Source organism: Tenacibaculum sp. L6 (genome assembly GCF_028823685.1).
Lineage (GTDB): Bacteria > Bacteroidota > Bacteroidia > Flavobacteriales > Flavobacteriaceae > Polaribacter.
Genome location: NZ_JAPEHZ010000015.1, coordinates 20,064 through 33,140, shown reverse-complemented (window position 1 = coordinate 33,140; position 13,077 = coordinate 20,064). Strand labels below are relative to the sequence as shown.

Here is a 13,077-nt window from a genome sequence, read left to right as displayed (position 1 = left end):
GAAAATCAAGGCATAGCCATAGCTATGGTTTTATTTTATTTTGAAGTATAAACGGAAAAGAATAATTTTTTATCGTATAATTTTAATGGAGAAGTGGTATTAATAGTTGCTTAACATAAAAAAGGTTACCTTTATACAAAACAAAAAAACCATGCAACAAACTGCTTTAATTACAGGAGCAACCTCAGGTATTGGTAAGGCAACCGCTCAACTTTTTGCTAAAAATAACATCAACTTAATTATTTGTGGCCGACGTATTGAAAAGCTTCAACAACTTCAACAAGAACTATCTCAGTTTACTAAAGTACATATACTTCAATTCGATGTTCGTTATAACGATGAAGTTAAAAAAGCAATCAACAGTTTACCTAATGAATTTAAACATATAGACATTCTTATTAACAATGCCGGTAATGCGCACGGACTAGACAGCTTCCAAAATGGAAATATAGACGATTGGGATGCTATGATTGACGGAAACGTAAAAGGACTTTTATACGTTTCAAAAGCTGTGATTCCTCAAATGGTTGAACGCAACAACGGGTTTATCTTAAATATCGGTTCTATTGCAGGAAAAGATGTATATCCTAACGGAAATGTGTATTGTGCTTCAAAGTTCGCTGTAAACGCTTTAAATAAAGGAATGCGCATCGATTTAAACCAACATAACATTCGTGTGTGTGCCATTCATCCAGGTTTGGTAGAAACTGAATTTTCTGATGTTCGTTTTAAAGGAGACACTGAAAGAGCCAAAACCGTATACCAAGGTTACAAAGCACTACAACCTGAAGATATAGCAGATATTATTCATTTTGTTGTTACACGCCCATATCACGTTAATATTGAAGATTTAATCGTATATCCTACAGCACAAGCTAGCGCAACTATTGTGAATAAAAATGCTTAAGTCGTGATTAACAAACGTCTTTTAATTAAAAACTTACTGTCTCATAACGATGAGAATAGTTTTTATGATAAAAAACAAAAGTTATCCTTAGGCTCTAAAGAAGGAAAAGCTAAATTTATAAAACACATTTGTGCACTTTCAAACTCCAATCCAAACAATAACTCATACATTGTTATTGGTATTGAAGATGAAGAAAACACCATTATTGGTGTAGATTTTTACGACGATAGCAAAATTCAAAATCTGGTTAACGCTTATTTAAATAATCCTCCTAAAATAGAATATGAAAACGTTCCTTTTCCTCGTTTGCAGCGTCATAAAGTAATAGGGTTGGTAACTATATATCCTAACAACTCTATTACGTCTTTGGCAAAAAACGCATGGAAATATAGTAAAGGAGCAGTGTTTTACCGTAGAGGAAGTAACTCAATACCTGTAGAAGGTAGTTTTAAACTTAGAAACAACAATAAAGCAATTGTTGAAGCTATTGAAAAAAATGCCAATAACAATATTAAACTCACACTTGACGGTGTTTTCGATTTTATCAACCGACATAAACCAGAATACAATCCGAGATACAAAGTATTTAATGAGCAATTCGTATTGTGTTGGGCAGGAAAAAGAAAACTAATTAACAACGAAGAGTTTTTTACACGAGTAGATATTGAATTAGTCAACGAACAAGTTCGTTTATTTTTTTCTTCGTTAGATGATGTACAAATCAGTTATAACGAGCAATCATTTATTATTACCGAATACATTGTATTAGGTATTGATAAAACCGAAAAACGTTATCCATTAGAAAAAACCATCATCAATTTTAAAGACAACGGAAAACACGATATTATTACCGAGTTTTTGTTTAAACCACCACAATACGATAAAAATATTTTACAGCATATTTACAATAATAACAACTGTATTGTCGCAAAAATTATAAAAAATAAACCGCTTTCGGTTACTGAACATGAAGATGTATTCAGGCTTCCTACCTCCTACTTAATTTGCTATTTAAACGGATTTTTAAACGCTCCGTTACAACTTAAAAAGGCAAAAAACTATATTAAAAATCTAGAAGATAAAACCACCTATATCAAATACAAAGAAGCGATGCGTGTGCTAAGGAAAGTGAAGTATAGTTAAGAATGTAAAAGATTATTTCTCACTGTTTTTTTATGTAGATTTTTATCTTAAATTTGTAACCAATGTATAAGGTTATATAATATGGTTACAAAAGGTTATTATTCAATTTCAGAAGCAGCAGATGTATTGGGTAAAAGTAAAGAAACTTTACGAAGATGGGATAGAGAAGGAAAATTAAATGCTGTTCGCGAACCTATGAGTAACTATCGTGTTTATAAAAAAGAAGAGATTAACGCTCTTATAGAACCGCTGATTACTGAAATAGATGAAAGTATTGATAATACTGAAGAACCTCTTAAAGAATATAAAGTACTAGAGTTATTTGCTGGAGCTGGTGGTTTAGCAATCGGTTTAGAACAATCAGGAATAAAATGTGTAGCTCTTAATGAAATTGATAAATGGGCCTGTGAAACCTTAAGAAAAAACAGACCTCACTGGAATGTTTTAGAAGGTGATATTAAATCTTTCAATTTTGAAAGCTATAAAAATAAGGTTGAAATTGTTACAGGAGGATTTCCTTGTCAAGCTTTTAGCTATGCCGGAAAAAAATTAGGGTTAGAAGATGCTAGAGGAACTTTGTTTTACGAATTTGCAAGAGTTGTTCAAGAAGTTAATCCTTTAATTTGTATTGGTGAAAATGTAAAAGGATTACTTTCTCATGATAAAGGAAAAACACTACAAGGAATGATTTCTATCTTAGATGAAATTGGATATAATGTAGTGCCTGTTCAAGTTTTAAAAGCAATTAATTATAACGTTCCGCAAAAAAGAGAACGATTAATTTTGGTTGGTGTAAGAAAAGATATAAATATTAATTACGAATACCCTACTCCCTACAATACCATTTACAATTTATCAGACGCCCTAAAAAAAGGACGATTATATGATAAAGACGTACCTAAGTCTCCTGGTTCAAAATATCCTGAACATAAAAAAGAAGTATTAGATTTAGTTCCTCAAAAAGGTTATTGGAGAGATTTACCTATAGATATTCAAAAAGAATATATGGGTAAAAGCTTTTATTTAGGAGGAGGAAAAACCGGAATGGCAAGAAGAATTGGTTGGGATGAACCTTGCTTAACCCTTACTTGTAGCCCCGCACAAAAACAAACCGAACGTTGCCACCCAGAAGAAACGCGTCCATTTACAGTTAGAGAATATGCTCGTATACAAACTTTTCCTGACAGTTGGGAGTTTGCAGGTTCTGTTTCTCAACAATACAAACAAATTGGAAATGCTGTACCTTGCAATTTGGGTAAAGAAATAGGCTATTCTATAATTAAGTTTTTAAATAAATACTATTCAAAATCGAACAAATCAGATGCTTCAATTTCTTTAGCTAACGCCATATAACCTTGTTTGAAAAAACCTTCTGTATCTAAATTTAAAGTCATCAAATCTAAGTTTGAAACTAACTTATTGTAAAAGTTTGGAAAGCCTGTAAGTCTATGCCAAAACTCTTCACCAATAATTACAGGAAACAATTCATCTATTTTTCGATAATGTTGACTTAATTGATCTTCTTCTCCATAAAGAACACCTAGTATTAAATCTGAATTATTTAAATCCATTGAATTCGTTCTTGCCAAATTAGTTACCGTAGTGAATTTTTTAAGCAAAGGACTCACATCTTCAGAATTAATTGTGTTTGGCCCTGATTTAAGCTGACACCATTTTCGTCGTCCATCAACTTTATCTGTAAACTCAATATCCATTCCTTTGATTAAAGAACCTTCTGCCAAATTTAACTCGACAAACATGTTTTGAATTCTTGTTCCAAATGAGGTATTAATAGAAGTTCCCAAAACTCTAGGATAGTACAATGCTTTAGCAATTCCTATTGCAGTAAAATCATTCTCAAGTATTTTTGATAAATACTTAACTACAATAGGGTTTATCTTGTATGATTTAAGTTTAGAGTGTGTTTTTAAAGAGCTAATTTTATGATTTTCAAATATTTTCTCTTCAAAATACGCTGTAATAACTTCTAAAAGTTCTTTTTCATTCATTTTCAAATATACTTTAATTTCTATGAGTTTTAAAACATACTACCTCAACACCAACTGAACAATCGTTACTATCCCAATCAATAAAATAAAAGACAACGACAAGGTTCTAAATTTAGACTGTGGTATATAGGCTAGTATTTTCTTTCCGATGAATGTACCTACTATACCGATGACAAATAAAAAAGGCACATATTTTAAGTCATGATCATGAATATAGCCGTTTTGGTAATACACAAAAGTTCTTGAAAAATCGATCATAAAATCAATAAAAGCAGAAGTTGCTATAAACACACTCTTTTCTAAATTAAAAGCTGCCATAGTTAACCCTCTTATAGCTCCTCCTGTACCTAATAATCCTGCTGAAAACCCTGAGAGAGTGCCACCTACAATGGCATTTTTTCTGTTAGGAGAAAAAGAAAATTTACTTCTAATCAGGAAAAAAGCACTAAACGCTACTAAAAAAATACCTAAAAATATTTCTAAATACGTACTGTTTAAATATTTTGATAATACACCTCCTAAGATTACAAAAATCACAGAAGGAACTCCTATGTTTATCAACAACTTCTTATCTAATCCTTTTTTGAATAAAAAGATTTTACTCACATTACTCGATAAGTGAAAAATAGCAGTTAAACCTAACACAGAATAAAAATCGAAATAAAAATTTCCTAACGGAACAAAGAAAACAGAAGAACCAAATCCACCAATTGTTCCAATAATTTCAGCTACTAAAGCTAGTAGTAAAAAAATAAAGTTAATATCTTTCATTTGTACCTTTTAAGTAACGAAGGTACTTGGTTTTATATTAAGAATCAATCTATGTTTTGAGGTAAAAAATAACCCTTGAAATTATCAAGGGTTAGAATTTTATTGCGTTTTTTTACTTTCCTCCATTTAAGGTTTCTTGCCAATCTTTAAGCTCTTGCCATTTTCCTTCTGAAGCTAGCTGAGCTTGTTTTGGCCATGAATCTGGTTTATGAATTTTATAACGATTTCCTCCACTATTTAATACCTCTTGGCATTTTTCTACAGAGGTTTCTCCTAATATTTTCCAAGTGTCAATTCCAAAATTGTGAAAAAGACTTTAGACTTTCTATTTTTGGTCCAATACCTTCAACTATTTTCAAGTCGTTTTCTTTTATCTTTTTACCAAAAATTTTCTTGACTAGTGCGCTGTCAAAAGAAGTTTCTATACCTGTTCTTGCTAGTTTTAAATCTGTTTCAAGATTTGAGTTATTCTCTCTACAAGTTCGTAAACTAGCCTCTAGTTTAGCAATCTTATTTTTCAAAAGAACAATCTCGTCGTTTTTTATGTTTTTGCTGGATAGCTTTCCAATTAAATAGCCTAAAAAAGCAGTAATAAGTCCTACTATTAATGGAATTAAAAGACACAAATTCATAGTTTCTGGTTTAAGTTTATTTTAGTTAGTTATTATTTTTTTTCATAAAATATTTCTTCTTGCACCTTTCCATTTGTATTGTACTGCTTCTCACAACATAAATACCAACATAACAAAGTACCTATTGTAATGGTTAAAAAAACACCGAATAAATATGTTGACCGTTTACTCATCAATCCCTTTAATTTATTGATTGTTAATTTATTAAAAATAATTTAAATCTATTAAGAGATTTTTAAGAGCTTATCTTAAATAATTGTTAAGTGTATGTTTTTGATGAAACGTTATGTTTTAATAGGCGTCTTTTAGCTGTAACCTAATCTTAAAATAAAAACATAACATCATGAAAAAATTTGTATTAACTGCTTTAGCAATCGCCTTATCTTTTGGAACTATTACTGCATCAACTTCTTTTGAAGCTCCTGTAAAAACGACTATTGAAAGTCCTGATGTAAGTACTTTTTGTAAATTAATTAGAGCTGGAAATTTTGAAGCTGTAAAAGCAATGGCTGATAATGGAACAGATATTAACAGAAAGTCTGTAGGATTAACTCCTTTAATGTTTGCTGCTAGATATAACAAAGCAGATATTGTTCAATTATTAATTGATAGCGGAGCTAAATTAAAAGTAAAATCAGAAAGAGGATATACTGCCTTAGAATATGCTAAAATGTCAAAAGCACACGAAGCCTATAAAATTATTGCTGCTGCTTTAGAAAAATAGTATAACCACCAACTTAGTTAAAAACAAAAAGTCTCATCAAAATGATGTGACTTTTTTATATTTTGAAAACTGTGTTTTCTTATAAATCGAACTTAATTCCTTGTGCTAAAGGTAACTCATCAGAATAGTTTACGGTGTTTGTCTGACGACGCATGTATACTTTCCAAGCATCAGATCCAGACTCACGTCCACCACCTGTTTCTTTTTCACCTCCAAATGCTCCACCAATTTCAGCACCAGAAGTACCAATATTAACGTTAGCAATACCACAATCAGATCCTGCGAATGATAAGAATTTTTCAGCTTCTTTCATTTCACTTGTCATAATTGAAGAAGATAATCCTTGCGCTACTCCATTTTGTAATTCAATAGCATTTTCAACATCTCCTGAATACTTCATTAAGTATAAGATAGGAGCAAATGTTTCATGCTGAACGATTTCATAATGGTTTTCAGCTTCAATAATTGCTGGTTTAACGTAACAACCACTTTCATATCCTTCTCCTTCTAAAACGCCTCCTTCTACTAATACTTTACCTCCTTCAGCTTTTGCTTTTTCAATAGCAGCTAAATACGTATTTACAGAGTCTTTATCAATTAATGGTCCAACGTGATTATTTTCATCTAATGGATTTCCAATCTTAATTTGACCATAGGCTCCAACAATAGCATCTCTTACTTTATCATATACAGATTCGTGGATGATTAAACGACGTGTAGATGTACAACGTTGACCACAAGTACCTACAGCTCCAAATACAGCACCTGGAACCACTACTTTTAAATCAGCAGTTGGAGTAATGATAATTGCATTGTTTCCTCCTAATTCTAATAATGATTTACCGAAACGCTCAGCAACTTTAGTACCAACAATACGTCCCATTCTTGTAGAACCAGTAGCAGATACTAAAGGAATACGAGTATCTTCAGTAATGTATTCACCAACTTTATAATCTCCATTAACAATACAAGAAATTCCTTCTGGTAAATTGTTAGCTTTTAAAACCTCAGCTATAATATTTTGACAAGCTACAGAACATAAAGGAGCTTTTTCAGATCCTTTCCACACACATACGTTACCACAAATCCAAGCTAATGCTGTGTTCCAAGACCAAACAGCAACAGGGAAGTTAAATGCTGAAATAATACCAACTACTCCTAATGGATGCCATTGCTCTCTCATTACATGTCCTGGTCTTTCTGATGGAATTACTTGTCCGTTTAACTGACGAGATAAACCTACAGCAAAATCACAGATATCAATCATCTCTTGAACCTCACCTAAACCTTCTTGGTAAGATTTTCCCATTTCATAAGAAACTAATTTACCTAACGGTTCTTTTAATTCTCTTAATTTGTTTCCAAATTGACGAACGATTTCTCCTCTTTGCGGTGCAGGTACAGATCTCCACTCTTTAAAAGCTGCAGTAGCAGTGTCCATCACCTTATCATAATCTTCACGAGTACTTGCTACTACCTTACCAATTAACTTACCATCAACTGGTGAATAACTTTCAATAATTTCTCCGTTTGCGAAGTTTACTGAACCTGTTGAAGTTCCGTTGTTTATATCTTTTAAGCCTAATTGAACTAAAGCTTCTTTAATACCAAAATCTGCCATGTTTTATATTGTAATTTTAGTTTTTTAAATTTAAAGCTCAAAACTACGAATAATTTTACAATTAATAAATTAAACAAAAACAACTCTGTTTGTTTAAAAATTAACAAAATCATGAAAAATATTTTCTACTGTCTTGCTTTAATCTTCCTACTATTTTCTTGTAATCAACCTAAAACAACTTCCAAAGAACAAAATAATACTCCTACAAACGAGTTTGCAATTATTATTCATGGTGGGGCTGGTACAATTCTGAAAAAAAACATGACTCCTGAAAAAGAAGCTGCTTATAAAGCTAAATTAGAAGAAGCTGTAAGAACGGGGTATGAAATTTTAAAAAATGGAGGCTCTAGTGGAGATGCTGTTGTAAAAACTATTCAGGTAATGGAAGAATCTCCCTTATTTAATGCAGGAAAAGGAGCTGTGTTTACGCATGAAGAAACTAACGAGTTAGATGCTTCTTTTATGGATGGAAAAACCTTGAATGCTGGTGCTGTGGCAGGTGTAAAAGATATTAAAAGCCCTATTGAAGCTGCTAGAAAAGTAATGACAAACTCTGATCATGTGATGCTTTCAGGGGCTGGTGCTTCTCAATTTGCTAAAGAACAAGGGTTAGAAATCGTAGATCCAAGTTATTTTTATACTGAGAATCGTTTTAAATCTCTACAACGAATTAAAAATAAAGAAAAAACAGCATTAGATCATGATGATAAAGAAGCTGCCTTTTATGATGCTGATATTAAAAACAGTAAATATGGTACTGTAGGTTGTGTTGCTCTAGATAAAGAAGGAAATATTACTGCGGGTACTTCTACTGGCGGTATGACTAACAAACGTTGGGGACGAATTGGAGATTCTCCTATTATTGGTTCGGGTACCTATGCAAATAATAAAACTTGTGGTGTTTCTTCAACTGGTTGGGGTGAATACTTTATAAGATCTCAAGTAGCGTATGATATTTCTGCTCAAATGGAATATCAACAAAAATCATTAAAAGAAGCTACCAAAGATGTTATTCAAAATAAATTAACCAAGCTCGGTGGTACTGGTGGTGTTGTAGCTCTTGACAAAAACGGAAATATGTCTTTTGAATTTAATACCGCTGGAATGTACAGAGCTTCAATGAACGATAAAGGTGATTTGGTTGTTAAAATTTATGCAAATTAAAACTGATAATTTATACCTGTATAAACACCTATGAAATAAGGCTGAAACCCATTTGAATCATTTTTAAATGTATTTAACTGGGTTTTTAGCATTGGATTAATATTTATAGACCATTTTTTACCCAATTGGTAATTTAAATCAACACCTAAGTTTCCACTAAAATTAATTGAGTTTAAGTTATTGGCTTCGCCAGAAGTAGAAAAATTCGTGGTATTAAGAGTTACATCATTTTTATTTAAAAACAACGAACTAAAACCAACTACTAATTCTGTTTTAAGCTTTTTCCCTTCTAAGAAATTGTATTTTATTTGTACTGGAACCTCAACATATCCATATTTTTGATTTAACTCTCCATCAAGGCTTCCTCTACTTATGGAAATGGAATTAGAACTAAAACTTTCTTGAGATACATCATTTAACGCATAATTTTCACCTGAGCTGAAAACTACATTTGCACTACTTGATGTTACAGGATTAACAGCTACATTGGTGTTAGAATACCCCATTTCTTGTAAATGAATTCCTGATTGAATTGCCCATTTTTTATTTAATTGATACGCTACTTGAACTCCATACGAATAACTTGTATTTCCTTTTGTTGAGTTTGATAAACTCGCATCTATTGGAGATGATTCAGAAAATGAATTAGAGTTTAAAACTGCTACTGTAGGTGATACAGACCAAGACTTCGTTTTGGACTTTTCTTTTGTTTCTTCCACCGATTTCTCATCAACAAAGGCTAAAAAATCTTTTTTAGGAGTAATTTTTTGTTTTACACTATCATTTTTTTTGTTTGATTCTTCTTGAGCATTTTCAGTAATAACTGGCAAGCTATTTTCAAGCTTGCCAGTATTTTCTTCTTTCACAACATGGTTTTTAGAGAATAAAGACCCTTCAACAACTCCATTCTCTGTGTTGCTATCTTTTTCTTGTAGCTCATTTTTACTAATCTTCACAACATGATTAGCGACTAAAACTTCATTCGTATGAAGTTTTTCTTTCAATACTTTTTTCTTTTTCGTTTCTTCTTTTACTATATGTGTTTCTTCTAAGTTTTCTTTTATTGGTTCAGTTAATAAAATATCTTTTAGTTCTTCTTTTTTATTTTCTTCAGGTGTTGATGATTCTGATTCAACAATTACTGAGTCTGTTTTTTCTAAATTGTCTTGTTTATCAATATAAGGATACAATAAAAGTCCTAAAACTAATATGGCTGCAACTCCGCCAGAAAACCACCAAATAGGAAGCAAACGATTCTTTTTCTTCTTTTTTAACTTACTTTCAATTCCGTTCCACACACTATCGTTCGGAGTTACCTCCAAATCTTTAAGTCCTTCTTGAAAAAGTCTATCGATGTTTTTATCTTCCATCATTTATGCCTTTTGCGCTGTTGCTTGATACACTTCTACCTCTTTTTTTAGCAATTGTCGTGCTCTTGATAAATTAGATTTGGACGTTCCTTCTGTAATATTCAGTAACGACGCTATTTCTTTATGCGAATAATTATCTAAAACATACAAGTTAAAAACCAAACGATACCTATCTGGTAAATTTTGAATTAACCGTAACAATACATCAACATTTACACTTTCTGTTTCTAATACAACTTCTTCTTCTAATTCCTCATTAATTCCTTCCGACACTAATTGTAAAGGTGATTTCTCTCTATACTTTTGTAAAGCAGTATTTATGGTTATTCGCTTCATCCATCCTTCAAAAGAACCTTCATTATTATATTGAGGTATCTTTTTAAAAATGGTTAAGAAACTGTCTTGCAATGTATCTTCTGCATCTTGATAATTTCGAGAATACTTTAAACAAAGCGCAAAAAGTTTACCAGAAAATAACTGATAAACTTGAGCTTGAGCTGTTATATTTTGACGACAGCATTCTTGTATGAGTTTCTCTAAATTGATGTTACAAATTTACTGGAATTACCACTTCTTCATATACATCTTCGTCTTCGTCATTTTTACCTTTCCAAAACTTGAAAACATAATCTTCTCGTTGACTTGCTTCAACAGTAAAAACATATTCTTCTTGTCTTGTTTCTTGAGTACAGGCACCATCAAGACTAACTATCGCTGTACCAGCAACTATTCTTGTAGTATCTACCTTCTGGTAGTACAATCCGTCAAAAGCATAACAACTATTAGGTAGTGTATACTTAATTTTTATGGTATCTACCTCCCCGAAGGTAAAACTCTCTGGAGTTTCCGCACTGTCAACCTTTAAAAACTCATATCTAAAATTCGGTCCGTCATCATCCAAACAAGAATAAAAGGTAAACACACTTAAAAAAAGAACTAAAATTTTCTTCATGATCTAAAATTTATTGGGGTTATTAATATTTTAAAACTGGGTAATTATTTTGGCATTCTACACTAACAGGTTCCTGAGCAATATCACAAGTAGATACAATATTCCACTTGATGTTGTATTGTTTTTCTGCCTCTGAATAAACAGCTACTTTTTCTAAAAAAGCTTCTGTATCTATAGTTGTAGTATAGGCTATATATCCTTTAGGACCTCCACAGGCTTTAGAACCATAGGCTGTATAAGCCCAACTACTTGAGTCTGTACAAGACACACTATATGCTAAATTTTCTATCTCAGTAAACAAATCTATTAACTCTCTATGGTCTTTTTCTTGTTCGGTAAGTTCTCTTTTTATCACTAATTTTTTATTGGTTAACGATTGTATTCTCCAATTAAAATTACCAAGATAGCTTTGTGTTGATACTTCAATTAATGTTTCGTCTGAAATATTCCACGTACCATCTATATTAAAAAAACTTAATGGAGGTGTACCACACCAACCAGAAGTTCTTTCAACAAACTTTCCATTTTCTACAAAAGAAACTCCGTATTCTTTATCTGGTAAACTCCCAACTCTAGTTAATATCAACTCTTCATTTTTATATTCAGCTTTAGACCAGTGTCCCACTAATAAATTATCTGGATCTACAACTAGATTATTATTCTCACTACAAGAAATAAGACCCAAAACTGTAACTAAAACAATTGCTATCTTTCGCATAATTTGTTCATTTATCTACTAGATGAAAAAAAATTAAAAAGGTTGCGTGGAATACTTGTATTTTTGTGAACGTTTATGAAAAGTACCGTTTTTAACATACAATCTACTGAAGATTTCACGAATACAGCACTACAGGTTTTTAAACATCAGTTTGCTAACAACAAGGTATATCGTTCTTTTTGTGATTTAATCTATGTTCATCCTTCTGATGTTCATACTGTAGACCAAATTCCGTTTTTACCTATTCAGTTTTTTAAAACTCGCGAAGTGCTTTCATCTGCTGATGAAATTCAAGAAACTTTTACCAGTTCGGGAACAACGGGAAGTACAACTAGTAAACATTTAGTAACTGACTTATCATGGTACGAAACCAGCTATCTAAAAGGTTTTGAACATTTTTACGGAAACATCGAAGATTATGTTGTACTAGCTTTGTTGCCGAATTATTTAGAACGAAAGGGTTCTTCTTTAATTTATATGATTGATGATTTAATCAAGCGTTCTCAACATACTGAAAGCGGATTCTACCTCAACAATCTTGACGAGTTAGCTCAAAAACTTAAGTTTCTGGATACCCAAGGAAAAAAAGTACTTTTAATTGGTGTTTCATTTGCTTTGTTAGATTTAATTGAACAATATGAATTCAACCTTTCTAATACTATTATTATGGAAACTGGTGGTATGAAAGGGAGAAGAAAAGAACTTATTCGAAACGAATTACACACCATTTTAAGTAACGGATTTGGAATACAAAATATTCATTCTGAATATGGAATGACAGAATTGTTAAGCCAAGGATATTCGAAAGGAAATGGTATTTTTAACTGTCCGCCTTGGATGCAAATTTTAACTCGTGATACTGAAGATGCTTTGACTATTTTGCCAAAGGGAAAATCTGGCGGAATTAATGTAATCGATTTAGCAAACTACAATTCTTGTTCTTTTATTGCTACACAAGATTTAGGAAAAGTATACCAAGACAATAGTTTTGAAATTATCGGTCGTTTTGATAATTCTGATATTAGAGGTTGTAATCTAATGGTTTTATAATTTTTGTCAATTCTAG

General features: G+C 31.7%; 14 protein-coding genes. 6 read left to right on the top strand and 8 right to left on the bottom strand.

The window, feature by feature from the left end; translation table 11 throughout:
- Nucleotides 1-151 precede the first annotated feature (151 nt).
- The 3 genes from OU788_RS04855 (at nucleotide 152) to dcm (ending at nucleotide 3,403) form a co-directional block, all read left to right on the top strand.
- A complete protein-coding gene (locus OU788_RS04855; RefSeq protein WP_274634112.1) occupies nucleotides 152-907 on the top strand; it encodes an SDR family NAD(P)-dependent oxidoreductase in 756 nt (251 codons plus the stop codon).
- A 3-nt stretch (nucleotides 908-910) separates the two neighbouring features.
- Complete coding sequence (locus OU788_RS04850; RefSeq protein WP_274634111.1) at nucleotides 911-2,050, top strand: ATP-binding protein; 1,140 nt, start codon at nucleotides 911-913, stop codon at nucleotides 2,048-2,050.
- A gap of 81 nt (nucleotides 2,051-2,131) precedes the next feature.
- Complete coding sequence (gene dcm, locus OU788_RS04845; protein ID WP_274634110.1) at nucleotides 2,132-3,403, top strand: DNA (cytosine-5-)-methyltransferase; 1,272 nt, start codon at nucleotides 2,132-2,134, stop codon at nucleotides 3,401-3,403.
- On the opposite strand, the gene OU788_RS04840 is transcribed toward dcm, so the two are convergent.
- From OU788_RS04840 to OU788_RS04830, 3 genes are all read right to left on the bottom strand, one after another.
- Nucleotides 3,349-4,059 carry a PmeII family type II restriction endonuclease gene (locus OU788_RS04840; protein ID WP_274634109.1) on the bottom strand — a complete coding sequence of 237 codons (711 nt, stop codon included), beginning with the start codon at nucleotides 4,057-4,059 and terminating at the stop codon, nucleotides 3,349-3,351. The two genes, dcm and OU788_RS04840, sit on opposite strands and share 55 nt — an antisense overlap.
- A gap of 39 nt (nucleotides 4,060-4,098) precedes the next feature.
- On the bottom strand, nucleotides 4,099-4,830 hold the full coding sequence (locus OU788_RS04835; protein WP_274634108.1) for a sulfite exporter TauE/SafE family protein: 732 nt from the start codon (nucleotides 4,828-4,830) through the stop codon (nucleotides 4,099-4,101).
- 290 nt (nucleotides 4,831-5,120) lie between these two features.
- A complete protein-coding gene (locus tag OU788_RS04830) occupies nucleotides 5,121-5,462 on the bottom strand; it encodes a hypothetical protein (RefSeq protein WP_342454907.1) in 342 nt (113 codons plus the stop codon).
- Nucleotides 5,463-5,805: 343 nt separating this feature from the next.
- Here OU788_RS04830 and OU788_RS04825 point away from each other — a divergent pair, with 343 nt between their 5' ends.
- On the top strand, nucleotides 5,806-6,186 hold the full coding sequence (locus OU788_RS04825) for an ankyrin repeat domain-containing protein (protein WP_274634107.1): 381 nt from the start codon (nucleotides 5,806-5,808) through the stop codon (nucleotides 6,184-6,186).
- A 79-nt stretch (nucleotides 6,187-6,265) separates the two neighbouring features.
- On the opposite strand, the gene amaB is transcribed toward OU788_RS04825, so the two are convergent.
- Complete coding sequence (gene amaB / locus OU788_RS04820) at nucleotides 6,266-7,807, bottom strand: L-piperidine-6-carboxylate dehydrogenase (protein WP_274634106.1); 1,542 nt, start codon at nucleotides 7,805-7,807, stop codon at nucleotides 6,266-6,268.
- Nucleotides 7,808-7,918: 111 nt separating this feature from the next.
- Between amaB and OU788_RS04815 the strand changes: the two genes are divergently transcribed.
- Nucleotides 7,919-8,971 carry an isoaspartyl peptidase/L-asparaginase family protein gene (locus tag OU788_RS04815; RefSeq protein ID WP_274634105.1) on the top strand — a complete coding sequence of 351 codons (1,053 nt, stop codon included), beginning with the start codon at nucleotides 7,919-7,921 and terminating at the stop codon, nucleotides 8,969-8,971.
- Here the strand turns inward: OU788_RS04815 and OU788_RS04810 are convergent.
- The 4 genes from OU788_RS04810 to OU788_RS04795 are packed head-to-tail and all read right to left on the bottom strand — an operon-like array spanning nucleotide 8,968 to nucleotide 12,011.
- The gene (locus tag OU788_RS04810; RefSeq protein WP_274634104.1) at nucleotides 8,968-10,344 is read right to left on the bottom strand and encodes an outer membrane beta-barrel protein; all 1,377 of its coding nucleotides are present in this window, start codon (nucleotides 10,342-10,344) and stop codon (nucleotides 8,968-8,970) included. The two genes, OU788_RS04815 and OU788_RS04810, sit on opposite strands and share 4 nt — an antisense overlap.
- A complete protein-coding gene (locus OU788_RS04805; RefSeq protein WP_342454908.1) occupies nucleotides 10,345-10,845 on the bottom strand; it encodes an RNA polymerase sigma factor in 501 nt (166 codons plus the stop codon).
- Nucleotides 10,846-10,888: 43 nt separating this feature from the next.
- Nucleotides 10,889-11,293 carry a hypothetical protein gene (locus tag OU788_RS04800; RefSeq protein ID WP_274634103.1) on the bottom strand — a complete coding sequence of 135 codons (405 nt, stop codon included), beginning with the start codon at nucleotides 11,291-11,293 and terminating at the stop codon, nucleotides 10,889-10,891.
- Between the two features lie 22 nt (nucleotides 11,294-11,315).
- Nucleotides 11,316-12,011 carry a hypothetical protein gene (locus tag OU788_RS04795; RefSeq protein ID WP_274634102.1) on the bottom strand — a complete coding sequence of 232 codons (696 nt, stop codon included), beginning with the start codon at nucleotides 12,009-12,011 and terminating at the stop codon, nucleotides 11,316-11,318.
- 75 nt (nucleotides 12,012-12,086) lie between these two features.
- Here OU788_RS04795 and OU788_RS04790 point away from each other — a divergent pair, with 75 nt between their 5' ends.
- Nucleotides 12,087-13,061 (top strand): LuxE/PaaK family acyltransferase, encoded by a 975-nt coding sequence (locus tag OU788_RS04790; protein ID WP_274634101.1) that lies wholly within the window; start codon nucleotides 12,087-12,089, stop codon nucleotides 13,059-13,061.
- Nucleotides 13,062-13,077 lie beyond the last annotated feature (16 nt).

What these genes read in the sequence shown, in the direction of transcription:
- OU788_RS04830 (WP_342454907.1), bottom strand. Translation starts at nt 5,462, where the DNA reads ATGAATTTGTGTCTTTTAATTCCATTAATAGTAGGACTTATTACTGCT.
- amaB (WP_274634106.1), bottom strand. Translation starts at nt 7,807, where the DNA reads ATGGCAGATTTTGGTATTAAAGAAGCTTTAGTTCAATTAGGCTTAAAA.
- OU788_RS04840 (WP_274634109.1), bottom strand. Translation starts at nt 4,059, where the DNA reads ATGAATGAAAAAGAACTTTTAGAAGTTATTACAGCGTATTTTGAAGAG.
- OU788_RS04790 (WP_274634101.1), top strand. Translation starts at nt 12,087, where the DNA reads ATGAAAAGTACCGTTTTTAACATACAATCTACTGAAGATTTCACGAAT.
- OU788_RS04800 (WP_274634103.1), bottom strand. Translation starts at nt 11,293, where the DNA reads ATGAAGAAAATTTTAGTTCTTTTTTTAAGTGTGTTTACCTTTTATTCT.
- OU788_RS04795 (WP_274634102.1), bottom strand. Translation starts at nt 12,011, where the DNA reads ATGCGAAAGATAGCAATTGTTTTAGTTACAGTTTTGGGTCTTATTTCT.
- dcm (WP_274634110.1), top strand. Translation starts at nt 2,132, where the DNA reads ATGGTTACAAAAGGTTATTATTCAATTTCAGAAGCAGCAGATGTATTG.
- OU788_RS04855 (WP_274634112.1), top strand. Translation starts at nt 152, where the DNA reads ATGCAACAAACTGCTTTAATTACAGGAGCAACCTCAGGTATTGGTAAG.
- OU788_RS04835 (WP_274634108.1), bottom strand. Translation starts at nt 4,830, where the DNA reads ATGAAAGATATTAACTTTATTTTTTTACTACTAGCTTTAGTAGCTGAA.
- OU788_RS04825 (WP_274634107.1), top strand. Translation starts at nt 5,806, where the DNA reads ATGAAAAAATTTGTATTAACTGCTTTAGCAATCGCCTTATCTTTTGGA.
- OU788_RS04810 (WP_274634104.1), bottom strand. Translation starts at nt 10,344, where the DNA reads ATGATGGAAGATAAAAACATCGATAGACTTTTTCAAGAAGGACTTAAA.
- OU788_RS04815 (WP_274634105.1), top strand. Translation starts at nt 7,919, where the DNA reads ATGAAAAATATTTTCTACTGTCTTGCTTTAATCTTCCTACTATTTTCT.